This window comes from Streptomyces sp. NBC_00691 (genome assembly GCF_036226665.1).
GTDB lineage: Bacteria > Actinomycetota > Actinomycetes > Streptomycetales > Streptomycetaceae > Streptomyces.
Window position 1 is genome coordinate 5,225,270 of sequence record NZ_CP109007.1, and the last position, 22,496, is coordinate 5,247,765.

Below are 22,496 nucleotides of genomic sequence, written 5' to 3' on the forward strand. Positions count from 1 at the left end.
GACCCATGCTGCTCGAAGTGCGCGACCTGCACGTGGAGTTCCACACCCGCGACGGGGTGGCCAAGGCCGTCAACGGCGTCGACTACTCCGTCGACGCGGGGGAGACCCTCGCGGTCCTCGGCGAGTCCGGCTCCGGCAAGTCCGTCACCGCCCAGGCCGTGATGGGCATCCTCGACGTCCCGCCGGGAAAGATCAGCCAGGGCGAGATCCTCTTCCAGGGCCAGGACCTGCTGAAGCTCAAGGAGGACGAGCGGCGCAAGATCCGCGGCGCCAAGATGGCGATGGTCTTCCAGGACGCGCTGTCCTCCCTCAACCCCGTGCTCAGCGTGGGCGACCAGCTCGGCGAGATGTTCCAGGTCCACAAGGGCATGTCGCGCAAGGACTCCAAGGCCAGGGCCGTCGAACTGATGGACCGGGTCCGCATCCCCGCCGCCAAGGAACGCGTCGGGCAGTACCCCCACCAGTTCTCCGGCGGCATGCGCCAGCGCATCATGATCGCCATGGCGCTCGCCCTCGAACCCGAGCTGATCATCGCCGACGAGCCCACCACCGCCCTCGACGTCACCGTCCAGGCCCAGGTCATGGACCTGCTCGCCGAGCTCCAGCGCGAACTCAACATGGGCCTCATCCTCATCACCCACGACCTCGGCGTCGTGGCCGACGTCGCCGACAAGATCGCCGTCATGTACGCGGGGCGGATCGTCGAACAGGCACCCGTCCACGAGATCTACAAGGCGCCCGCCCACCCCTACACCCGCGGCCTGCTCGACTCCATCCCGCGCCTCGACCAGAAGGGGCAGGAGCTCTACGCGATCAAGGGCCTCCCGCCCAACCTCCTGGCCATCCCACCCGGCTGCGCCTTCAACCCCCGCTGCCCCATGGCCCAGGACGTCTGCCGCACCGACGTGCCCCCGCTCTACGACGTGACCGAGTCCCCGGTGAAGCGCTCCAGCGCCTGCCACTTCTGGAAGGAGTGCCTCCATGGCTGAGGCGATTCTCGAAGTCCGGGACCTCCACAAGCACTACCCGCTCACCCAGGGCATCGTCTTCAAGAAGCAGGTCGGCGCCGTCCGGGCCGTCGACGGCGTCGACTTCGACCTCCACGCCGGCGAGACCCTCGGCATCGTCGGCGAATCCGGCTGCGGCAAGTCGACGGTCGCGAAGATGCTGGTCAACCTCGAACGGCCGACGTCCGGCTCGATCCGCTACAAGGGCGAGGACATCAGCACGCTCTCCCCCCGCGCCCTCAAGGCCGTCCGCCGCAACATCCAGATGGTGTTCCAGGACCCGTACACCTCGCTCAACCCGCGCATGACCGTCGGCGACATCATCGGCGAGCCGTACGAGATCCACCCCGAGGTCGCCCCCAAGGGAGACCGGCGCCGCAAGGTCCAGGACCTCCTGGACGTCGTCGGCCTCAACCCCGAGTACATCAACCGCTACCCGCACCAGTTCTCCGGCGGCCAGCGCCAGCGCATCGGCATCGCCCGCGGCCTCGCCCTCCAGCCCGAGATCATCGTCGCCGACGAACCCGTGTCCGCCCTCGACGTCTCCGTGCAGGCGCAGGTCATCAACCTGATGGGGAACCTCCAGTCCGAGTTCTCCCTGTCGTACGTCTTCATCGCCCACGACCTGTCGATCGTGCGGCACATCTCCGACCGGGTCGGCGTCATGTACCTCGGCCGGATCGTCGAGATCGGCACCGACGAGCAGATCTACGACCACCCCACCCACCCCTACACCCAGGCGCTGCTGTCCGCCGTCCCGGTGCCCGACCCCGAGGCGCGCGCCCACCGCGAACGCATCATCCTCACCGGCGACGTCCCGTCCCCGGCCAACATCCCCTCCGGCTGCCGCTTCCGCACCCGCTGCTGGAAGGCCCAGGAGCGCTGCGCCCTGGAGGTCCCGCTCCTCGCCGTCCCGGCCGTCTTCCGCCTCACGGACAGCCCCGCGAAGCACGACTCGGCCTGCCACTTCGCCGAGGAGAAGCACGTCGTCCCCACGGAGGGCGGCGAAGGGCCCGAGACACCGCCCGAGAGCGGCACGGACCCCTTCCGGAAGCCCGAATCGCCTTAACAGAGCGGCAACTCGACGGAATCGGATCCGATATACGAACACGCCAGTCTGTACACCGTACGGCCGTGCGGGTGCCGTGAGCCGGGCCGGGGCGCGCCATGTCGCCCCGGCCCGGACCCGTGTGTTCCCCGTGCCTCACAGGTTTCGCGGAACCGCTTGTTTCGGTCGATGGCGACCGTGAGTATCGGTTCCGTGACTGTGACACGACCGGCACGCCTCACGGGCGCCGCGCTCTGCGCCGTGCTCGCCCTCACCACCGCCGTGTGGATCCTCAAGGATCTCGCCGCGCTCGGCTCGCCCGCCGACCTCGCCTGGTACTGGGCCCGGGACCACGACTTCCTCATGCGGGGCCGGGCCGTCACCTCCCTGATCGACCCCGTGCTGCTCGTCGTCTCCGCCGCCGCCGCGGCCGCCGCGATCCGCTCCCGGCACGCGGCCTCCGCGCTGGCCGCCACCGGCACCGTCACACTGGCCCTGCGCCTGCCCGGCCTCTTGGAGCCCGGCAGCGGCGCCCTCGCCACCGCCCTCGCCGAACTCGCCCTCGCCGCCGGTCTGATCGTCACCGCCGCCGCCGGCCGCCGCCCGGCCACCGCCTCGTACGAGCCGCTCCCCACGCGCCCGCGTAGGAGCCCCGCCGTCGCCGCCGGGGTCCTCCTCGCGACCGGCGCGCTCGCCGTGGCCCTGTGGGAGCTGTACTGGGCCACCGAACTGCCCCTGCAGCTCACCGTCGACCGCTTCACCGGCGGCCGGTCCATCATGAAGGCGGCCCTCGCGCCCCCGCCCGGCTGGCTGTCGCTCGTCCTCGTGGCCCTGTACGCGACCGCCGCCGTCTCCGCCTTCTCACGGGCCCGCCACAGCCGGGCCTTCGGGCTGCTCGCCGGGGTGTTCCTGGCGGCCGGCGGTCTCGCGGACGTCGCCAGGACCATCCGCTACGACCTGATCGGCGACTTCTGGGACCTCCCGACCACCGCCCGGCTGAGCATCCTCACCCCCTTCTTCGGGCTGCTCGCCGGCATCGCGGTGCTCGTCCTGCTCGCCGGGCGCGGCGCCCCCGCCGGAGCGCCGAGCCCGTACCCGCCGGCCGGGATGCCGCCCCCGGCCCCGCCCTACCCGCCGCCGCCCGGCTGGTGAGCCGGCCGGTGGCCCGGCGGGTGGGCCGAGTGGCGACCCGGCGGGTGGGTCAGCCCCGCCGCCCGGCGAGCGACCGCTGCAGGAAGTCCACCTGGAGCAGCAGCAGGTTCTCCGCGACCTGTTCCTGCGGCGTCATGTGGGTGACCCCCGACAGCGGCAGCACCTCGTGCGGCCGGCCCGCCGCGAGGAGCGCCGAGGAGAGCCGCAGCGCGTGCGCGACGACCACGTTGTCGTCCGCGAGACCGTGGACGATCATCATCGGCCGCACGGGCACCTCCGGGGCGGAGATCCCGTCGTCGGTGAGCAGCGACTGCTCCGCGTACACCTCGGGGTCGTCCTGCGGGGTGCCGAGGTACCGCTCGGTGTAGTGGGTGTCGTACAGCCGCCAGTCCGTCACCGGCGCCCCCACCACCGCCGCGTGGAACACGTCCGGCCGCCGCAGCACCGCCCGCGCCGCCAGATAGCCGCCGTACGACCAGCCCCGGATCGCCACCCGGTCCAGATCCAGCGGGAAGCGCCCGGCCAGGCCCTGGAGCGCGTCCACCTGGTCGTCGAGGGTCGGCCCGAAGTCCCGCGCGATCGACTTCTCCCAGGCGGGGGAGCGGCCCGGCGTGCCCCGCCCGTCCGCCACGACCACCGCGAAGCCCTGGTCGGCGAACCACTGGGACGTCAGATGCGCGTTGTGCGCGGCGAGCACCCGCGGTCCGTGCGGACCGCCGTACGGATCCATGAGCACCGGCAGGGGCCCGTCGCCCTCCTCGTACCCCGACGGCAGCAGCACCGCGCACGGGATCCGCCGCACGCCGGCCTCCGTGAGCCGCACGCGCGCGCGGAGCAGCGGATCCTGGGCGTACGAGGTCACCACCGCGATGCGCTCGCCGTCCCGCAGCACCCGCGCCACGCTCCCCGGCGTCTCCGGCCCCGCCGACACCAGCACGGTCACCGCCCCCGAGCGCACCGCGCCGTGCACGCCGACGCCCTCGGACAGCCGCTCCGCGCCCCGACCGGTCACCCGGTACACATGGACCTCGCCGGTCTCCGGGCGAGCCGCCTCCGCGCCCGCCGACGCCGACACGAGGATGTCGTCCTCCCCGACGTCGAGCACGGCCCGGACATGCAGCGAGGCGTCCGTCAGCACCTCGTCGCCCACGGCCAGGGCCCGTGCCCCGGTCTCGTCCGTGAGCCGTACGAGCCGCCCGTCCGGAGCCCACGCCGGCACCCCCGGCAGCACCTCCAGCCACACGGGGTCACGCTCCGCCCGGACCGTCCTCGTCTCCCCGGACTCCGGGTCCACCGCGAGGAACAGCTGCTCCCGCTGGTCCCGCGCCTGGACGAGCAACAGCGGCGCGCCGGCCGACGACCAGTGCACGCGCGCGAGGTACGGGTACCGCTCCCGGTCCCACGCCACCTCGGTGCGGGCGCCCGTGAGGTCCATGACGAACAGCCGTACGTCCGCGTTGGCCGTACCCGCCGCCGGGTACGCCACCGGCTGCGGCTCCCGCTCCGGATGCGCCGGGTCGGCGATCCACCAGCGGCGCACCGCCCGGTCGTCGGCGCGGGCCACGAGCAGCCGGTCGGAGGCGGGCGACCACCAGAACCCCCGGTCCCGGGTCATCTCCTCCGAGGCGATGAATTCGGCCAATCCGTAGGACACCTGAGGCTCCTCCGGAACGGCCAGTTCACGGTCGCCCGAACCGTCCGCGCCGACCACCCGCAGCGCGCCCTCCACCACGTACGCGACCAGACGCCCGTCCGGCGAGGGCCGGGGATCGATCACCGGCCCCGGCACCGGCAGCTCCCGCGCCGTCCCCGCCCGCAGCTCCGCCGCGAACAGACGCCCCGACAGGGCGAAGGCCGCCAACTCCACGGCCCCGTCCACCGCGTACGCCACCACGCCGGCCGAGCCCTCCCGGCTCCGCTCCCGGCGCGCCCGCTCCCGCGGCGACAACTCCTCCTCGCCGTCCGCGAGCAGCGCGTCCGGGTCCGCCGCCACCCGCTCCACCGGGGCGCCGCCGTCGCGGGGCAGGTCGAGGACCCAGAGCCCGTGCGTACGGTCCACACCGGACGCGGCCCTGACGAACACGACGCGCTCCCCGTCGGGGGAGACCGAGAAGGCACGCGGAACGCCCAGGGTGAACCGCTGGGTACGGGCGTGACGGCGGGGGAAGGAGAGCCCGGCAGGGGGTGTGGCCGGCTGCTGTCGAGACGAGGTCATGAGGCCGAAACTAGCGCTGTGCGCCCCCCTCGTGCCTCCGTCCGCCGATCGATGCGGCCGCACGGATAGTTATGATCCGTAGCGCTAGGTGGGTATGCATCCGACGGGCCTGCCCTCTGGCACATGCTGATCGACCGAACCACTCGAATATCCGACCGAAGAAGTGTGGAGGTGAACCGCCGTGGCACTCTCGATCTCCGTGGTGGTGCTGCTGGCGATCGTCGTCTTCCTTCTGATCCGGAAATCCGGGTTGAAGGCCGGACACGCGGCGATCAGCGCGCTCCTTGGCTTCTATCTGGCGAGCTCCTCCATCGCCCCGTCCATCAGCACCCTCACCACCAACGTGGCGAACATGGTGGGCGGCCTCAAGTTCTGAGGGCGCCTGCGCGCGCCGACCTCGTAGGGTGGGGCCATGTCCGATCTCCCCGCCCGCCGTCTGCTGCTCGTGCACGCGCACCCGGACGACGAGTCGATCAACAACGGCGCCACCATGGCCAGGTACGCGGCCGAGGGTGCCCTCGTCACCCTGGTCACCTGCACGCTCGGCGAGGAGGGCGAGGTCATCCCGCCCGAGCTCGCCCATCTGGCCCCCGACCGCGAGGACCGGCTCGGCCCGTACCGGATCGGCGAACTCGCCGCCGCGATGGCCGAGCTCGGTGTCACCGACCACCGCTTCCTCGGCGGCCCCGGGCGCTTCCGCGACTCCGGAATGATGGGCGTCGAGCAGAACAAGCGGGCCAACGCCTTCTGGAACACGGACGTCGACACCGCAGCCCCGTACCTCGTCGAGGTCATCAGAGAGACCCGCCCGCAGGTCCTCGTCACCTACGACCCCGACGGCGGCTACGGACACCCGGACCACATCCAGGCCCACCGGGTCGCCATGCGCGCCGCCGAACTCGCCGCCGACCCCGGCTACCGCCCCGACCTGGGGGCGGCCCACACGATCGCCAAGATCTACTGGAACCGGGTCCCGCGCCCGGTCGCCGAGGCCGGCTTCGCCCGGCTCCGCGCCGAGGGCTCCGCCTTCCCGGCCGCCGCCGCGATCGACGACGTCCCCGGCGTCGTCGACGAGGAGTCGATCACCGCCGAGATCGACGCGGGACCGGAGCACACGGGCCGCAAGAGCGCGGCGATGGCCGCGCACGCCACCCAAGTCGCGGTCGACGGACCGTTCTTCGCCCTCTCCAACGACCTCGGCCAGCCGATCTTCACCACCGAGTACTACGAGTTGGTACGAGGCGTGTCGGGCGCCCCCGAAGGCACCCGCGAGACGGACCTCTTCGCCGGAGTGGCCGCATGAGCCCCAAGCCGCCCGCGACGCCCAACCCGCCCAAGGCGCCGGCCGCGCCCGGTGCGTCCACCGTCTCCCGTAACGCCCGATTCGCCTGGTACGCGGGCCTGGTCGTCCTCGGCGTCCTCGTCGGAACCGCGGGCGCCCTCGTCCAGGCCGCCTGGCTCCCCGTCGGTCTGATCCTCGCCCTCCTCGCCACCGCAGCCCTCTTCTACGGCGGGCTGCGGGCCACCGAGACCCAGGTCGGCGTCGTCGCGGGCGGCGTCGGCTGGCTCGTCGCCGTCATCCTGCTCAGCTTCGGACGCCCGGAGGGTGACGGAGCGTTCGGCGGAGGCGTCGGCGAGCTGCTGTTCCTCTTCGGCGGCATGGCGATCGCTGTGATGTGCACCACGCTGGCCCGGCTGCCCCGACCGATCCCGTGAACAGGACGACTTGAGTCCGCGGACGCCCCGACTTCGGCCGGATTGACCGTCGTCAGCCACCCATGGGTCAGCTATGTGACGGCGGCGACCAGTATGGTGGTGCGCGCCGCCGAACCGCCCGGGTTATACGAGCATCAGCAAGAGCGGGCGGTGGAGCCAACCGGGAGATCCTGCTTTGAGTCGTGAAACTGGTCGAGAGACTGACAGTTCGTCCTCCGGCGCCCAGGGGCGCGGTGGAGCCGCGTATCCCTCGGGTACACCGCCGTACGGATCCCGCCAGTATCCGTCGCTCCACCCCTCGCAGGACGCGCCGGAGGAGACCGCCGCCGCGCCCGCACCGCCGGAGGAGCCCAAGACCGAGACGACGCTGACGACCCGGATCCGGATCAACATCCCGGGTTCGCGTCCGATCCCGCCGGTCGTGGTCCGCACCACGGTCAACGAGTCGCCCACGGCACCGCCGGCCACCGCGCCGGAGCCCGCTCCCGCCGCGGAGCCGGAGCCCGAGCCGGCGGCGGCCCCCGAGCCGCCGCAGGCCGAGGAGGCACCGAAGGCGAAGGAGACGAGCGACTGGTTCGCGCCCCGCAAGGCGGCGCCCCCGAGCCCGGCTCCCGAGCCCGCGCTGCCCCCGGCACCCGCCCCGGCCCCGAAGCCCGCTCCGGCCACCACCGGACCGGACGACCGTGGCACCGGCTTCGCGGGTTCCGCGACCTCCGGCGTCCCGACGGTCGGCAGCGCCCCGTCGAGCCGCCCGGTCCAGGGCCGGCCCGCACCGGGCAACCCGCTGTACGACGGGGGCACGCCCGCGGGCGGCACCCCGATGTACCCGGGCACGCCCGCGGGCGGCACCCCCATGTACACGGGCACACCGCCCGGCGGGACCCCGAGGTACGACGGAACCCCCGCCGGCGGCTCCCCGAGGTACGACGGCCAGGGCGCCGCGCACCCGGGCGCCGGGAACCCGCTCTACGACGGCACCCCCGCCGCCGGAACCCCGATGTACACGGGCACACCGGCCGGCGGCACGCCCGCGTACCGCGGCCCGGCCGCGCCGACCGGCCCCACGACGGGCCCGGTCACGGGCACGGCGTCGCTGGGCGGTCAGCCGGGCGGTCAGGGCGGTCCGGCCGGCCTGGCCGGATCCACCGGACCGGGCCAGGGCGCGGGCTCCCCGTTCCCCGGGGGAACGCCCGGCGGCGCGCCCCGCATGACCGACGACACCGCGATCCTCACCCCGCAGGCACCCGCGCCGACCGCCCCCGGCCGGGGCGGCCCGGGCGGACCCGGCGGAAAGCGCGGTCCGGGACGACCGGCCGACGGCGGCAACGGACACGTCTCCGGCGACACCCTCACCAGCGGCATCCCGGTCGTCCCGCCGAAGGCGGCCCGACCGAACCCCGCCCCCCGCACCGAGGAGCAGGCGCCCCCGGCCCCCGCACCCCGCCCCGCCCCCGCCGCCGACCGCGCCGCTCCCGCGAAGAAGGGCCGCTCCAAGCTGGTCCTCGCCGCCGTCGGAGTCTTCGGCCTCGCCGGCGTCGCCTACGGCGCCGGGCTGCTCCTCAACCACTCCGACGTCCCGAAGGGGACCACGGTCCTCGGCGTGGACATCGGCGGCGGTACGAAGGAGGAGGCCGTCAACAAGCTGGACGCGGCTCTCGGCAAGCGCGCCGGGACCCCGCTCCAGCTCGGCATCGGCGGCGAGAAGGTCCAGCTCGCCCCGGACAAGGCGGGCCTGGCGCTCGACAGCGTGGAGACCGTGCGCGCCGCCGCGGGCAGCGACTACAACCCCGTCTCGGTCATCGGCTCCCTCTTCGGCGGCGAGCGGGTCGCCAAGCCGGTCTTCCCGGTCGACGAGGAGAAGCTCGCCGTCACCCTCGCCGACCTGGCCGGCACGTCCGCGTCGGCGACCGAGGGCACGATCCTCTTCGCCCCGAACAAGGTGACGCCCGTCGAGGGCAAGGCCGGCAAGGGTCTGGACGTCCAGCGCTCGATGATCTCGGTCCGGGACGCCTTCCGCGCCCAGGTGGAGACGGGGCAGACCAAGCTGGTCGAGCTGCCGGTCACCAACCGTCAGCCGACCGTCAGCAAGGCCGAGGTGGACCGGGCGATGAGGGAGTTCGCGACGCCCGCGATGTCCGACCGGATCACCATCCGGGCGGGCGGCAGGGAGATCCAGTTCGGCCCGGCGCGCTCGCTGCCGCAGATCCTCTCCATGAAGGCCGCCGGCGGCCGCTTGGAGGCGGTCTACGACACGAAGGCCATCGAGCGGCTCCTCGACGGCGCCTTCAAGGGCATCGTGATCACCAAGGCCGACGGCACCAAGCACGAGGTCTCGGCCGACGACGTGGCCTCCGTGATGCGCGAGGCGCTCCTCGGCAGGACCAAGAACGAACGCACCAAGACGATCGACCTGAACCCGAAGGGCTGACAGCCCGAGCGGCCCACCCCGAGCCCCCGCCCGAAGACATCGGGCGGGGGCTCGGCGCGTGGCGGGGACGGGGGACGCGCGGGGGGTGCGCCTCAGTAGTGGGCGACGAGGACGGCGGAGAGGGCGAGCGCGCCGGGGAGAGCCTGGGCGAAGAGGATGCGGCGGTTGGCCGTGGCGGCGCCGTAGAGGCCGGCGATGACGACGCAGGACAGGAAGAAGACCCGGACGCGGAAGGCGATCGGGCCGTCGGCGATGAGGCCCCAGACGAGCCCGGCGGCGAGGAAGCCGTTGTAGAGCCCCTGGTTGGCGGCCATGGCGGCGGTGTCACGTGCCGTCTTCGCGTCGAAGCCGGAGAAGCGACGGCCGGTCTCCTTCTCCCACAGGAACATCTCCATCACCAGGATGTAGGCGTGCAGCAGGGCGACGAGGGCGACGAGGATGTCTGCGGTCAGCGGCATGGCCCGCATTCTGCCGCCGGGCGTGCGGGGGACGGGGGACGGCGCGCACGGGCGCGCGCGGGGCGGTTCGCGAGGATGAATGGTTAATTCCGGATCCTGAACTCACCATCAGGAAATAGTCTTAAAAGCTCGACGGCGGAGCCCTCCGACCGGGAAACTGTCTGCAACGGGCCTGCACACAGGCCTCGTTGGACATAGTCCGCATCACATCCGGGGGATGACATGGCAGGAACCGCTCGTCGTTGGGCTGCGCGCATATCGGGCGTGGGAGCCGCTTCGGCAATGATTTTCGGCGGTACGGCGGGTACGTCGTTCGCGATCGAGAACCCGCCCACGGTCACGATCAGCGTGAACTTCGGCGTGGTCGCGACCACGCACCCGGACACGGTGGGGTGCAACGGCTACAAGGTGGTCGGGACGGGGACGGCAGGCGGGGCACCGGTGAACGGTGCGGCCTGGGCGCAGGACGAGGTGGCGTGTACGGCCACCGTCCCCGGCACGTACGACATCAAGGGGACGGCGACGCTGACGGAGAGCGACGGCGACAAGCTCTTCATCAGCTACGAGCTGTCGGCGCCGCTGACCTCGGACACGATGGTCTACCCGTCCGGCACGTTCAAGATCTTGAAGGGTGAGGGCAACTTCGAGGACTCGACCGGCGGCGGCCAGATGAGCGCGAAGGTCAACCTGCTGGACCACGCCCACGCCAGCGCCACGCTGACGGGCTACATCCGCAAGTACTGGCAGGTCTGATCCACCCCTGCCGCCACCGCCCGCCGAGGACGCCCGGCGGGCGGTGGCGGTCCCGCTCCCGGCGCCGGACAGGTCGCGGCGCGTTCCGCGGCGACGGGTCCGGACCGCTCGGGTTCGGGTCGTCGCAGATTGCGGGCCCCCGCGAAATCCCCTCGTGCCGAGGTCCCTTCGCCCGATATGATCATCCCAAGGGCGGGGTCGTAGCACAGAGGTAATGCGCCGCGATGACATCTCGGAGGACGCCGGTTCGAATCCGGTCGCCCCGCCCCCTCACCCTCGGAGGCCGCGCTCGTGCGTGTACGGACGGCCCAGGCCGTGGCTCTGCTCTCGACGGGGCTGCTCACCGGTGCCTTCGGTTACGGCGCGGCCAATCTCGTTCCCGCCTTCCGCGCCGTGCCCCTCGACATGCGGCTGGACTTCCACACCCAGCTGATGACGACGAACGGCATCACCATGCAGACGGCGATGGCGCTGGCCTTCCTCAGCTCCCTGGCCCTGGCCGTCCTGACCCGGGGCCGCGCACGCCTGCTCGCCGGCGTCTCGGCGCTGCTGGTCCTGGCGTCCTTCCTGATCACCCGGTTCGGCAACGTGCCGATCAACGGCCGCATCAAGCATTGGGCCGCCACCTCCGCCCCGGCCGACCACGCGGAGATCCTGCACCGCTGGGAGCTCTTCAACCTCGCGCGCACGTCCACGGCCCTCGTCGCCTTCGTCGTGCTGATCGCCCTCGTGGTGAGCGCGCCCCGCGAGGACCGCGTCGCACCGCGCCCGTAGCCGCCCCGCACCCCGCCCCGCCCCAGGACGCGCCCGGCCTCGCCGGCTGCCCGGCTGCCCGGCTTCGTTCTGCCCGGTCGACAGGACACCCTTAGTTCAGCCGTGCCCGCGCCGCCTGGGCCCTGCGGCGGACCGTCGTCGCCGACTCCGGGTCCACCGCGTCCATGACCTGCGCGTACGCCTCCATCTCCGCCGCCCCCGTCAGGAAGTCCCCGCGCTGGACGAGCAGCTCGGCGCGCTCGTAGCGGAGTCTCGCCGGGTGGGACGGGAGGAGCAGGGAGAGTTCCACCGCCCACAGGGCCACGTCGGAGCGCTCCGGCCGGGGGGCCGCCCAGGCGCGGATGTTGTTGAGGACCCGCAGCACGATCGCGCCCGGCTCGGCCGGCCGGAGCATCGAGCGGTCCAGGGCCTCGCCCGTCGCGCTCGTCACCAGGAGCTCGGCGTCCGGGCCCGTCATGGCCCGGCCGCCCGCGAAGGGGTCGGCCAGGTTGAGGTCGGCGGGGTCGCCGAAGCCCACGACGAAGTGGCCGGGCAGCCCGAGCCCGTACACGGGAGCGCCGGCCCGCCGGGCGACCTCCATCCAGACGACGGAGAGCAGGATCGGCAGGCCCCGGCGGCGCCTGAGCACCTCGTGCAGGAGCGAGGACTCCAGGCGCTGGTAGTCGGCGGGCACGCCCTCGAAGCCCTCCCGGGTGCCGAGGAGCTCGGCGAGGGCGGTGGTCCAGTCGCCGACGATCCGGGTGGCGTACGGGACGAGTCCGGCGAGGCGGTCGAGTTCGATCTCGGCCTCGTTCAGGACGTGCCGGGTGACGGTGGGGTCGGCCACCGCTCCGATCAGCAGGCAGAGCCGGGCGAGGTCGGGTCGTTCCGACCGTGCCTCCTCCGCGAACTCCCGCCGCCAGTCGGGCGGGTCCGGGCCCTCGAAGGGGTCCTCGCCCGCCGCCCCGTCCCGCCCTGGCGGTCCGTCCCCCGGTCCGTCCTCCGGTGGTGGTACGTCCTCCGTCACGCCTCCGCCCATCGGTAGTGGTGGTAGTGGTGGTGCGGCGCGAAGCCCATTCCGTCGTACAGCGCTCGCGCGCCGTCGTTGTCCGCCTCCACCTGGAGCCAGGCCGCCGACGCGCCCTCGTCGAGGGCCCGCCGGGCGAGCGCCGTCATGACGGCCGTCGCCAGGCCCCGGCGCCGCTGCTCGGGGTCCACCTCGACGGCCATGAAGCCGGCCCAGCGTCCATCGACCACACAGCGTCCGATCGCCGCCGGTACCTCTCCGGTGCCCGGCACGGATGCGAACCACACACTCGGGCCGGACGTCAGCACCGACCGTACCGCCGGGCCCGGTTCACCGAAGCGCTGATAGCGGCGGAGCCACGTGTCGTCGACGGTCCGGGAGAGGCGTATGGCGGAGATGTCGGCGTCCAGGTCGCCGATCGGGGCCAGTGCCGCGATCCGTACCTCGGCGGAGACCTCACGCCGCCAGCCGTGCCGGTCGAGGGCCGCGCAGAGCAGCTCCTGGGTGCCCTCGGCGCCGGTCGCGGTCTGGACGTACGCGGGGAGCCTCCTGGCCTCGTACCACGCGCGCACGTGCGTCAGGGCGTCGGCGATCGGCAGCCCCGGATCGCCGAGCGGGAGCACCGAGTTGGCCCGCCGGGTGAAACCGTCGGAGGCCCGCAGGGTCCACTCGCCGAGCTCCTCGCTCTCGACCGGCCGCCACGCGCGCGCGGTGGCGCGGGCCAGCTCGGGGAAGGTCGCGGAGGGGCCGCGACGGCGGGCCGGAGCGGGTGGGACGGTCTTCCCTGCGACCAGGGCGGGTTCCGCGATCCGGACGCTCTCACCGCTCTTTCGTGTGATCAGCAGCACAGAGTTGTCCCATGATGTGAGAACGCCGACCGCGTCGGTGAACTTCTCACCCTCCGCCGCCGAGTCCGTCACGCACCGAACGGAGACACGTTTTCCCACGTCAGCGCTGGTGATTCGGATCTCAAGGCGCCCTCCGCCGGTGAATTCCACAGCTTCTCCGCCCCTCCTGTTCGGATCGCCCCCAAGAACGGAGATACTAGGTGCGGGCATCGACGACGCCGCGCTCCCGCGCAGACCAGCCCTATCGAGGAGGAACGACAGCGTGACCTACGTCATCGCGCAGCCTTGTGTCGACGTGAAGGACAAGGCGTGCATCGAGGAGTGCCCCGTCGACTGCATCTACGAGGGCAAGCGGTCCTTGTACATCCACCCGGACGAATGCGTCGACTGCGGGGCCTGTGAGCCGGTCTGCCCGGTCGAGGCGATCTTCTACGAGGACGACACCCCGGAGGAGTGGAAGGACTACTACAAGGCGAACGTCGAGTTCTTCGACGACCTCGGTTCGCCCGGTGGTGCCTCCAAGCTCGGCGAGATCGAGCGCGACCACCCCTTCATCGCCGCCCTGCCGCCGCAGAACGGCTGATCGACCGCTTTCAGGTCGCATCCGGTCCCGTACGGCGTCGGCCGCCGTACGGGACCGAGGCGTTTCCCGACGCCTCACCCGCGTACGCACAGGAAGTGAGAGCCAACCCGTGAGCGCAGTCTCTTCGCGCCTGCCCGTCTTCCCCTGGGACAAGCTGGAGCCGTACAAGAAGACGGCCGTGGCGCACCCCGACGGAATCGTGGACCTCTCGGTCGGCACGCCCGTCGACCCGGTCCCCGCGCTGATCCAGGAGGCCCTGGTCGCGGCGGCGGACTCGCCGGGCTATCCGACGGTGTGGGGGACGAAGGAGCTGCGGGACGCGCTGACCGGCTGGTGCGAGCGGCGGCTGGGCGCGGTGGGCTTCGCCCACGAGAACGTGCTGCCGGTGGTCGGCTCCAAGGAACTGGTGGCCTGGCTGCCGACGCAGCTGGGTCTCGGCGCGGGCGACCGGGTGGCGTACCCCCGGCTCGCGTACCCGACGTACGAGGTCGGCGCGCGGCTCTGCGGTGCGGAGGCCGTGGTCTACGACGACCCGACGGAGCTGGACCCGGCCGGGCTCAGGCTGCTCTGGCTCAACTCCCCGTCCAACCCGACCGGCAAGGTCCTCGCCAAGGACGAGCTGATCCGGATCGTGGCCTGGGCGCGCGAGCACGGCGTCCTCGTCTTCTCCGACGAGTGCTACCTGGAGCTGGGCTGGGAGGCCGACCCGGTCTCCGTGCTGCACCCGGACGTCTGCGGCGGCTCGTACGAGGGCATCGTCGCCGTCCACTCGCTGTCCAAGCGCTCCAACCTGGCCGGCTACCGGGCCGCGTTCATCGCGGGCGACGCGGCCGTGCTCGGCGAGCTGCTCCAGATCCGCAAGCACGGCGGCATGATGACCGCGGCGCCGGTGCAGGCGGCGACGGTCGCGGCGCTCGGCGACGACGCGCACGTGGCCGAGCAGCGGGAGCGGTACGCGGCCCGCCGGGCGGCGCTGCGGGCGGCCCTGGAGGCGCACGGCTTCCGGATCGAGCACAGCGAGGCGAGCCTGTACCTGTGGGCGACCCGGGACGAGCCGTGCTGGGAGACCGTGGCGTACCTGGCCGAGAAGGGCGTCCTCGTCGCGCCGGGCGACTTCTACGGCGAGGCGGGGGAGCGGTTCGTGCGGGTCGCCTTCACGGCGACGGACGAGCGGGTCGCGGCGGCGGTCAAGCGGCTCGGCTGACCGTCCACGGCGTACGGAAGGGCCCGGGGAGCATGCGCTCCCCGGGCCCTTCCGCGTGCGGGGCTCCGGGCGGGTCAGCCGCCGATCGGCAGGCCGCCGAGCGTCTGACCGGTGGGCAGGCCGCCGAGGCCGCCGCCCAGGGCGCCGCCGGTCGGGCCCTCCGCGCTCTCGGCGGCGGCACCGGCGGTCTTGCCGACGACCTCGCCCGCGCTGCCGGCGGTGTCACCGGCGACCTGCTGGGCGGCCGGGGTGGCGGTCCTGCCCGCCGCGCCGACCGCCTTGCCGGCGGCGGGGGCGGCCGTGCCGACGGCCTGGCTGCCGGTGGAGCCGACGACGCCGGTGGCGGTCTGCGAGGCGCTGTCGACGGCGGTGCCCGCACCGGCGGCGTCCAGGGCGGTGACGCCGCCGAGGGCTCCGGTCGGCGCGAGGCTGTGGTCCAGGGCGCTCGCGGAGCCGGCCGCACCGACCACGGGGGCTGCTCCGGCCGCGATGAGGAGGGCGGCGCGGGCGATCCGACGGGTCAGGGGGAGGGACATGGTGCTCCTTCGACGAGGTGCGAGGTGTTGTTCGGACGCAGTGACAACCGGCCCTGGGGCGGGTTGGGTTGCGGCGGTCGAAGGTAAAGACTTGGCAATGCGTCGTATTGTCGGGTGGGGAGGAAAACGGACGAACGTGTCATTGCGTGACGCCTGCCGAACCGTCACTTCCCTTGCCCCGCAAGGGGATGGGGAGGCCGGGGCGCGGTGCGCGAAAGACGGCGCGGAAGGGTCGCGAATTCCTCCGGACGCGCACCGGCGTGATGCCACGGGCGAGTGAACCGCCGTACGGGTGACCGGCCGCCGATCACCCGGAGAGGGCCCGGAGCCGGACCGGGAGGGCCCGGAGACCAGACGGAGGCCGTACGGGAGAACACCCGGCGGCGGCCCGGTGGCGGGCTGGAGACGGCGCGGAGGACTCCTTGAGGCGGCCCGGAGGACTGAGGCGGCCCTGAGGCGGCCCTGAGGCGGCCCTGAGGCGGGCCGCCGGGCGGGTCGGTGGGCGGCTACTGGGCGAGTCGCACGCGGATGGACTCCGCGGCGGAGGCGGGCGCGCCCAGGGTCTTGCCGGCCCCCGCGACCTTCGACCAGCCGCCCCGCGCCTCGCCCGCGCGCCACACCCGGTCGCCGTACACGACCTCCGTGATGCGCAGCGTCTCCGCCCGCGCCACGGACCACTGCGCCAGCTCCCAGCCGCGCCGCGCGTCCGAGGCCGCGTCCCCCGACCGGGCCGTCGACCGGACCGGCACCACGAGCACCGGCGGCTCGGCCGCCGACCGGCCCGCGCTCGGACCACCCGTCACGGCCGTCGGAGCCGCCTTCTCGCCGAAGGCGCGCACCAGCTCCGCGCGCACCTTCTCGGGATCGCCCGGACGGCCCTCGGCCTCGCTCGCCGTACAGGAGAGGGCGGCGGGGGACCGGCCCGTCAGCGCGGCCGCGAGCAGCGTCGCGTCCGGCTCGTGCTTCGCGTAGGCCTGCGGAAAGCCGCTCTTCTGCACCTTCTGCGCCGCCACCGTCAGTGGCAGCCGCGAGTACCCCGGGACCTTCTCCAGACCGTCGTAGAACTTCCCCGACGAGTACACCGGGTCCATGATCTGCGCCGGCGTTCCCCAGCCCATCGAGGGCCGCTGCTGGAAGAGGCCGAGGGAGTCCCGGTCGCCGTGCTCGATGTTCCGCAGCGCCGACTCCTGGAGCGCCGTCGCGAGAGCGATGGTCACCGCCCGCTCCGGCAGGCCCCGGGTGGTGCCCACGGCGGAGATCATCGCGGCGTTCGACGCCTGTTCCGGAGTGAACTCGTACCGGTTGTCCCCGGCGCCGACGGTGCACCGGGGGGTGCCGGTACTCCCCGTCACCTGGTGGAAGGCCACGTACGAGGCGAGGCCGAGGAGCGCGGCGAAGGCGGCCGCGGAACGGGCGAGGCGGCCGCGACGGCGGGGGCGGGTGGGCTCGGACACGGGCCCACCGTACTGGAGGCCGCGTTAGGGTCGGCACATGGCTGACATCACCCCGCTCGACACGCCCCTCGACCTGTCCCAGGACGGGGCCGCGCTGACCGCGGCCCTCGTCGACTTCCCGTCCGTCAGCGGGACCGAGCAGCCGCTCGCGGACGCCATCGAGCAGGCCCTGCGCGCCCTGCCGCACCTCACGGTGGACCGGTACGGAAACAACGTCGTGGCCCGTACGCGCCTCGGCCGCGGCGAGCGCGTCGTCCTCGCCGGCCACATCGACACCGTGCCGATCGCCGACAACGTGCCCTCGCGGCTCGACGAGGACGGCATCCTGTGGGGCTGCGGCACCTCCGACATGAAGTCCGGCGTCGCCGTCCAGCTGCGGATCGCCGCCACCGTCCCCGAGCCCAACCGCGACCTCACGTTCGTCTTCTACGACAACGAGGAGGTCGCCGCCCACCTCAACGGCCTCGGGAAGATCGCCGACGCCCACCCCGACTGGCTGGAGGGCGACTTCGCCGTCCTCCTGGAGCCCTCCGACGGGCAGGTCGAGGGCGGCTGCCAGGGCACGCTGCGCGTGATCCTGCACACCGCCGGGGAGCGGGCCCACTCCGCGCGCTCCTGGATGGGCTCCAACGCCATCCACTCCGCCGCCCCGATCCTGGCCCGCCTCGCCGCCTACGAGCCGCGCAAGCCGGTCATCGACGGCCTGCAGTACCACGAGGGCCTCAACGCCGTCGCGATCCAGGGCGGCGTCGCCACCAACGTCATCCCCGACGCGTGCACGGTCACGGTCAACTACCGCTACGCCCCCGACCGCTCGCCGGCCGAGGCGCTCGCGTACGTCCGCGAGTTCTTCGCCGACTGCGACATCGCCGACCTCGTGATCGACGACGAGAGCCCCGGCGCCCTGCCCGGCCTCTCCCACCCGGCGGCGGAGGCCTTCATGAAGGCCGTCGGAGGCAGCGCCCAGCCCAAGTTCGGCTGGACCGACGTGGCCCGCTTCAGCTCCCTCGGAGTGCCCGCGGTCAACTACGGCCCCGGCGATCCCCTCTACGCGCACAAGCGGGACGAGCACGTGCCCGTCGACCGGATCCACCACTGCGAGGCGCGGCTCCGCGACTGGCTGACCGCCTGAGCGCCCGACTTCCCTCGTCCCGACTCCCGTAATTTCGCATTTCGTCACCTCTGTGGTCCTACGCTGACCGGACCAGAAGATCGTTGGATCGACGGAGGGAGCAGGCCATGGGTATCCCTGAAGGGGAGACGAAGCCGGAGGAGCAGCGGCTCGGGCCGGTGCTCAGGCGCCGCGACCAGGTCCAGCCGGGCACCACGGACCAGCGGCTGCTCGACACCGAGGGCGACTCGGAATGGGTGCACACCGACCCCTGGCGGGTCATGCGCATCCAGTCCGAGTTCGTCGAGGGCTTCGGCGCCCTCGCCGAACTGCCGAGCGCGATCAGCGTCTTCGGCTCGGCCCGCACCAAGCCGGACTCGCCGGAGTACGAGGCGGGCGTACGGATCGGCAGGGCGCTCGTCGAGGCCGGCTTCGCGGTCATCACGGGCGGCGGCCCCGGCGCCATGGAGGCGGCCAACAAGGGGGCCAGGGAGGCCAAGGGCGTCTCGGTCGGCCTCGGCATCGAGCTCCCCTTCGAGCAGGGGCTCAACCCGCACGTCGACATCGGCGTGAACTTCCGCTACTTCTTCGTCCGCAAGACGATGTTCGTGAAGTACGCGCAGGGCTTCGTGGTCCTGCCCGGCGGCCTCGGCACCCTCGACGAGCTCTTCGAGGCGCTGACCCTGGTCCAGACCCGCAAGGTCACCCGCTTCCCGATCGTCCTCTTCGGCACGGAGTACTGGAAGGGCCTCGTGGACTGGCTCCGCGACTCGGTCGTCGCGGGAGGCAAGGCCTCGGAGCGGGACCTGCTCCTCTTCCACGTCACGGACGACGTGGACGAGGCGGTGGCGCTGGTGACGAAGGAGACGGGCAAGTAGCGGTCCACGGGGCGGGGGCGACGGTCCTCCGTCGCCCCCGCCCCGTTCCGTCCCGCGCCCCGCCGGAGCCCGCCGGGTTCCGGCCCCCCGGCTACGCCAGTCCGCGTCGCGCCACGGCCGGCGCCCGGTGCCCGGCGATGGACGCCACCATGTCCAGCACCTGCCGCGTCTCGGCCACCTCGTGCACCCGGTACACCCGTGCCCCCAGCCAGGCGGACACGGCGGTCGTCGCCAGGGTCCCGAGGACGCGCTCCTTCACCGGCCGGTCCAGCGTCTCGCCGACGAAGTCCTTGTTGGAGAGGGACACGAGCACCGGCCACCCCGTCTCCGCCATCTCCCCGAGCCGCCGCGTCGCCTCCAGGCTGTGCCGGGTGTTCTTCCCGAAGTCGTGGCCCGGATCGATCATGATCGCGTCCCGCCGCACCCCGAGCGCGACGGCCCGTTCGGCGAGTCCCACGGTCACGCGCAGGATGTCGGCCATCACGTCCTCGTACTCCACGCGGTGCGGCCGCGTCCGCGGCTCCGCGCCGCCCGCGTGTGTGCACACGAGCCCCGCTCCGTACTTAGCGGCGACCTCGGCGAGTCCGGGGTCCACCCCGCCCCAGGCGTCGTTCAGGACGTCCGCGCCGGCCTCGCAGACGGCCGCGCCGACGTCCGCCCGCCAGGTGTCCACGCTGATGACGACCTCGGGATGACGGCGGCGGACCTCGGCGACGAAACCCACCGTGCGCCGCGCCTCCTCCTCGGCCGTGACCTCCTCGCCGGGGCCCGCCTTCACCCCGCCGATGTCGATGATCGCCGCCCCCTCGGCCACGGCCTGCTCGACGCGGGCGAGCGCCGGCTCGTCCCGGAAGGTGGCGCCCTGGTCGTAGAAGGAGTCCGGGGTCCGGTTGACGATCGCCATGATCACCGGCTCGTGCGGCCCGAATTCACGCCGTCCCAAGCGCAGCATCCCTTTTGTCCTCCCTCGTGTCCGTTCGCCTGCGACCCTAGCTGTCGGCGGCGCATGGCACGATCGGCACGGGACGTTTTCCACTCCGGGGAGAGGCACGCAGGTGTTCTGGTTTCTGCTCATCACGATGGTCGTGGTCGTGGCCGCGGTGACCCTGGCCGTGGTCGGCGGCGGCGACAGCGAGGTGCTGCCCGAGGTGGCGCCCCAGGAGCTCGTCGACCCGCTTCCGGCCGCCCGCCCGGTCGACCGCGCGGACGTCGAGGCGCTCCGTCTCCCCGTCGCGGTCCGCGGCTACCGGATGGCGGACGTGGACGACGTGCTGGTCCGCCTCGGCGCCGAGCTGGCCGAGCGCGACGCCCGGATCTCCGAGCTGGAGGAGGCGCTCGCGGGAGCGGCCGCCGCCGGTGACGGAGAGGACGGGCGGGCGTGACGGCCGGCGGGGCGGTGCCGGGCCCGGACGGGCGGCTGCGCTGCCCCTGGGGCCTGTCGACCGAGGACTACGTGGCGTACCACGACGAGGAGTGGGGCCGCGCGGTCCACGGCGACGACGCGCTGTTCGAGCGGCTCTGCCTGGAGGCGTTCCAGTCGGGTCTCTCGTGGATCACGATCCTGCGCCGCCGCGAGGGCTTCCGGTCGGCGTTCGCCGGTTTCCGGATCGCCTCGGTCGCCGGGTTCGGCGAAGCGGACCGAGAGCGGCTCCTCGTGGACGAGGGCATCATCCGCAACCGGGCCAAGATCGACGCGACCATGGCCAACGCGAAACTGCTGGCCGAGTGGTCCCCGGGCGAACTGGACGAGCTGATCTGGTCGTACGCCCCCGACCCTGGGAAGCGCCCCGTCCCGCGGACGGTCGCGGACGTCCCGGCGGTCACGGACGAGTCCACGGCCCTCTCGAAGGCCCTCAAGAAGCGCGGCCTCCGCTTCATCGGACCGACCACGGCCTACGCCCTGATGCAGGCCTGCGGTCTGGTCGACGACCACGTGAAGGGGTGCGTGGCACGGGGCGCGGAGTAGCCCCGGGCCACGCTGGTGACCCCGTCGGCCCGTGAGCCCGTCAGCGGCCCAGGTACGTGGGCCTCTCCTTGGCGATGAACGCGCGGACCGCGATCGTGTGGTCCTCCGAGGCGCCCGCGCGGTTCTGGAGCTCCTCCTCCTTGTCCAGCGCCTCGGACAGCGAGTGGTCGGCGCCGTGGGCGAGGGACTCCTTGAGGGCCGCGTAAGCGACCGTCGGGCCCTCCGCGAGCTTGCGGGCGACCTTCTCGGCCTCCGCCGCGAGGTCGGCGGCCGGGACCACCCGGTTCGCGATGCCCAGCTCGTACGCCTCCTGGGCGGAGACCGAGCGCGGGAAGAACAGCAGATCGGCGGCGCGGCTCGGGCCGATCACGCGGGGGAGCGTCCAGGACATGCCCGAGTCGGCGGTCAGCGCGACTCCCGCGAAGGACGTGTTGAACGAGGCGGTGTCCGCGACCACCCGGTAGTCCGCCGCGAGCGCGAAGCCGAAGCCGGCCCCCGCCGCGACCCCGTTCACACCGGCCACGACGGGCTTCCGCATGCCCGCGAGCGCCCTGGTGATCGGGTTGTAGTGGTCCCGGACCGTGTTCATGGTCTCCCGGGTGCCGTTCTCGTGGTCCGCCATGAGCAGACCCACGTGTTCCTTCAGGTCCTGGCCGACGCAGAACGCCCGCTCGCCGGCCGCCGTGAGCAGCACCGCCCGTACGGCGGGGTCCGCCGCGGCCGTCTCCGCGGCGTCCCGGAGCGCGACTTTCGCCGCCACGTTCATCGCGTTCATGGCCTCGGGGCGGTTGAGCGTGATGGTGGCGAGCCCGTCGCTCACCTCGTACAGCACCGTGTCGGCCATGGGGTTCCCTTCGCCTCTTTGCGTGGTTGACCTGCACAGCATGGCGGACATCACTCGCCCCGCCCATGTGAGCTGCGTCAAAGATTTGAAGGGCCCGACCGGACGCCGAGCGGCGAAGTATCGCAGGCCGATCGCCGAAATGTGGGGTTTTGAGAGAGCGCGTTGCGCAAGCGATGCCATTCGATGTTGGTCATCGGGTCCTGCCATGCGGGATAATGACCTGGAAGCAATGTGTTCGAAGCCGGTGACGCGTGCTCCAGGTCATGGAGCTGCCCGGCTGACAATGAGCTGGTTTCAGGAAGGGGAACAAGCATGGCGGCCATGAAGCCGCGGACGGGTGACGGCCCGCTCGAGGTGACCAAGGAGGGGCGGGGCATCGTCATGCGCGTTCCGCTCGAAGGCGGCGGTCGGCTTGTCGTCGAGCTGACTCCCGACGAGGCCGAGGCGCTGGGCGACGCCCTGAAGAAGGTCGTCGGCTGACCTTCCCTCGCATCCTGAGCACTGCCCCGGCACGG

24 protein-coding genes and 1 tRNA gene are annotated in these 22,496 nt (G+C 72.9%); 17 read left to right on the forward strand and 8 right to left on the reverse strand.

The genetic code is table 11. From position 1 onward, the window contains the following. Positions 1–5 precede the first annotated feature (5 nt). The 3 genes from OG392_RS23795 to OG392_RS23805 all read left to right on the forward strand — a co-directional run bounded on the left by OG392_RS23795 (position 6) and on the right by OG392_RS23805 (position 3,207). Complete coding sequence (locus OG392_RS23795; RefSeq protein ID WP_329282676.1) at positions 6–989, forward strand: ABC transporter ATP-binding protein; 984 nt, start codon at positions 6–8, stop codon at positions 987–989. Then, entirely contained in the window at positions 982–2,076 is a 1,095-nt protein-coding gene (locus tag OG392_RS23800; RefSeq protein ID WP_329282678.1) for an ABC transporter ATP-binding protein, read from the forward strand. Before OG392_RS23795 ends, OG392_RS23800 begins: the two co-directional genes overlap by 8 nt. Positions 2,077–2,268: 192 nt before the next feature. After that, positions 2,269–3,207, forward strand: a complete 939-nt coding sequence (locus OG392_RS23805; protein WP_329282680.1) for a hypothetical protein — start codon at positions 2,269–2,271, stop codon at positions 3,205–3,207. Between the two features lie 49 nt (positions 3,208–3,256). Here the strand turns inward: OG392_RS23805 and OG392_RS23810 are convergent, their stop codons facing one another. Next, positions 3,257–5,422 carry a S9 family peptidase gene (locus OG392_RS23810; protein ID WP_329282681.1) on the reverse strand — a complete coding sequence of 722 codons (2,166 nt, stop codon included), beginning with the start codon at positions 5,420–5,422 and terminating at the stop codon, positions 3,257–3,259. A 181-nt stretch (positions 5,423–5,603) separates the two neighbouring features. Here OG392_RS23810 and OG392_RS23815 point away from each other — a divergent pair, with 181 nt between their 5' ends. The 4 genes from OG392_RS23815 to OG392_RS23830 all read left to right on the forward strand — a co-directional run bounded on the left by OG392_RS23815 (position 5,604) and on the right by OG392_RS23830 (position 9,566). Continuing rightward, positions 5,604–5,798: a hypothetical protein gene (locus OG392_RS23815; RefSeq protein WP_030320669.1), complete on the forward strand. Its 195-nt coding sequence runs from the start codon at positions 5,604–5,606 to the stop codon at positions 5,796–5,798. A 36-nt stretch (positions 5,799–5,834) separates the two neighbouring features. Continuing rightward, complete coding sequence (gene mshB, locus OG392_RS23820) at positions 5,835–6,725, forward strand: N-acetyl-1-D-myo-inositol-2-amino-2-deoxy-alpha-D-glucopyranoside deacetylase (RefSeq protein WP_329282684.1); 891 nt, start codon at positions 5,835–5,837, stop codon at positions 6,723–6,725. Next, positions 6,722–7,138, forward strand: coding sequence for a DUF6113 family protein (locus OG392_RS23825; RefSeq protein ID WP_329282687.1), 417 nt, complete (start codon positions 6,722–6,724; stop codon positions 7,136–7,138). Before mshB ends, OG392_RS23825 begins: the two co-directional genes overlap by 4 nt. Positions 7,139–7,313: 175 nt before the next feature. Then, a complete protein-coding gene (locus tag OG392_RS23830) occupies positions 7,314–9,566 on the forward strand; it encodes a hypothetical protein (protein WP_329282689.1) in 2,253 nt (750 codons plus the stop codon). A 92-nt stretch (positions 9,567–9,658) separates the two neighbouring features. On the opposite strand, the gene OG392_RS23835 is transcribed toward OG392_RS23830, so the two are convergent. Beyond that, on the reverse strand, positions 9,659–10,024 hold the full coding sequence (locus OG392_RS23835; protein WP_329282692.1) for a DUF1304 domain-containing protein: 366 nt from the start codon (positions 10,022–10,024) through the stop codon (positions 9,659–9,661). Between the two features lie 282 nt (positions 10,025–10,306). Between OG392_RS23835 and OG392_RS23840 the strand changes: the two genes are divergently transcribed. The 3 genes from OG392_RS23840 to OG392_RS23850 all read left to right on the forward strand — a co-directional run bounded on the left by OG392_RS23840 (position 10,307) and on the right by OG392_RS23850 (position 11,551). Then, positions 10,307–10,777, forward strand: a complete 471-nt coding sequence (locus OG392_RS23840) for a hypothetical protein (protein WP_329282694.1) — start codon at positions 10,307–10,309, stop codon at positions 10,775–10,777. Between the two features lie 192 nt (positions 10,778–10,969). Beyond that, positions 10,970–11,044 (forward strand) — tRNA-Val (locus OG392_RS23845). A gap of 24 nt (positions 11,045–11,068) precedes the next feature. Continuing rightward, on the forward strand, positions 11,069–11,551 hold the full coding sequence (locus OG392_RS23850) for a DUF1772 domain-containing protein (RefSeq protein WP_329282696.1): 483 nt from the start codon (positions 11,069–11,071) through the stop codon (positions 11,549–11,551). A gap of 91 nt (positions 11,552–11,642) precedes the next feature. On the opposite strand, the gene OG392_RS23855 is transcribed toward OG392_RS23850, so the two are convergent. Next, positions 11,643–12,557, reverse strand: a complete 915-nt coding sequence (locus tag OG392_RS23855; protein WP_329282698.1) for a transglutaminase-like domain-containing protein — start codon at positions 12,555–12,557, stop codon at positions 11,643–11,645. After that, a complete protein-coding gene (locus OG392_RS23860) occupies positions 12,554–13,555 on the reverse strand; it encodes a GNAT family N-acetyltransferase (protein ID WP_329282700.1) in 1,002 nt (333 codons plus the stop codon). Before OG392_RS23860 ends, OG392_RS23855 begins: the two co-directional genes overlap by 4 nt. Before the next feature lie 112 nt (positions 13,556–13,667). Here OG392_RS23860 and fdxA point away from each other — a divergent pair, with 112 nt between their 5' ends. Beyond that, positions 13,668–13,988, forward strand: a complete 321-nt coding sequence (gene fdxA / locus OG392_RS23865) for a ferredoxin (RefSeq protein ID WP_030207635.1) — start codon at positions 13,668–13,670, stop codon at positions 13,986–13,988. Between the two features lie 109 nt (positions 13,989–14,097). Further along, complete coding sequence (locus tag OG392_RS23870) at positions 14,098–15,192, forward strand: bifunctional succinyldiaminopimelate transaminase/glutamate-prephenate aminotransferase (protein WP_329282704.1); 1,095 nt, start codon at positions 14,098–14,100, stop codon at positions 15,190–15,192. Positions 15,193–15,266: 74 nt separating this feature from the next. Here OG392_RS23870 and OG392_RS23875 read toward each other — a convergent pair whose 3' ends face one another. After that, positions 15,267–15,728 (reverse strand): ATP-binding protein, encoded by a 462-nt coding sequence (locus OG392_RS23875; protein ID WP_329282706.1) that lies wholly within the window; start codon positions 15,726–15,728, stop codon positions 15,267–15,269. A gap of 506 nt (positions 15,729–16,234) precedes the next feature. Continuing rightward, positions 16,235–17,182 (reverse strand): hypothetical protein, encoded by a 948-nt coding sequence (locus tag OG392_RS23880; protein ID WP_329282708.1) that lies wholly within the window; start codon positions 17,180–17,182, stop codon positions 16,235–16,237. 37 nt (positions 17,183–17,219) lie between these two features. Here OG392_RS23880 and dapE point away from each other — a divergent pair, with 37 nt between their 5' ends. Both dapE and OG392_RS23890 read left to right on the forward strand, forming a co-directional pair. After that, on the forward strand, positions 17,220–18,314 hold the full coding sequence (dapE, locus tag OG392_RS23885; RefSeq protein ID WP_329282710.1) for a succinyl-diaminopimelate desuccinylase: 1,095 nt from the start codon (positions 17,220–17,222) through the stop codon (positions 18,312–18,314). Positions 18,315–18,421: 107 nt separating this feature from the next. Beyond that, positions 18,422–19,171: a TIGR00730 family Rossman fold protein gene (locus OG392_RS23890; RefSeq protein ID WP_055603473.1), complete on the forward strand. Its 750-nt coding sequence runs from the start codon at positions 18,422–18,424 to the stop codon at positions 19,169–19,171. A 91-nt stretch (positions 19,172–19,262) separates the two neighbouring features. Here OG392_RS23890 and folP read toward each other — a convergent pair whose 3' ends face one another. Further along, positions 19,263–20,123 (reverse strand): dihydropteroate synthase, encoded by an 861-nt coding sequence (folP, locus tag OG392_RS23895; RefSeq protein ID WP_329282713.1) that lies wholly within the window; start codon positions 20,121–20,123, stop codon positions 19,263–19,265. 103 nt (positions 20,124–20,226) lie between these two features. Between folP and OG392_RS23900 the strand changes: the two genes are divergently transcribed. Continuing rightward, the gene (locus OG392_RS23900; protein ID WP_395363244.1) at positions 20,227–20,553 is read left to right on the forward strand and encodes a hypothetical protein; all 327 of its coding nucleotides are present in this window, start codon (positions 20,227–20,229) and stop codon (positions 20,551–20,553) included. Next, positions 20,550–21,137 carry a DNA-3-methyladenine glycosylase I gene (locus tag OG392_RS23905; RefSeq protein WP_329282715.1) on the forward strand — a complete coding sequence of 196 codons (588 nt, stop codon included), beginning with the start codon at positions 20,550–20,552 and terminating at the stop codon, positions 21,135–21,137. Before OG392_RS23900 ends, OG392_RS23905 begins: the two co-directional genes overlap by 4 nt. A gap of 40 nt (positions 21,138–21,177) precedes the next feature. On the opposite strand, the gene OG392_RS23910 is transcribed toward OG392_RS23905, so the two are convergent. After that, positions 21,178–21,981 carry an enoyl-CoA hydratase/isomerase family protein gene (locus OG392_RS23910; RefSeq protein ID WP_329282718.1) on the reverse strand — a complete coding sequence of 268 codons (804 nt, stop codon included), beginning with the start codon at positions 21,979–21,981 and terminating at the stop codon, positions 21,178–21,180. 312 nt (positions 21,982–22,293) lie between these two features. Here OG392_RS23910 and OG392_RS23915 point away from each other — a divergent pair, with 312 nt between their 5' ends. Then, positions 22,294–22,461: a DUF3117 domain-containing protein gene (locus OG392_RS23915; RefSeq protein ID WP_009997451.1), complete on the forward strand. Its 168-nt coding sequence runs from the start codon at positions 22,294–22,296 to the stop codon at positions 22,459–22,461. The last annotated feature ends 35 nt before the right edge of the window (positions 22,462–22,496 follow it).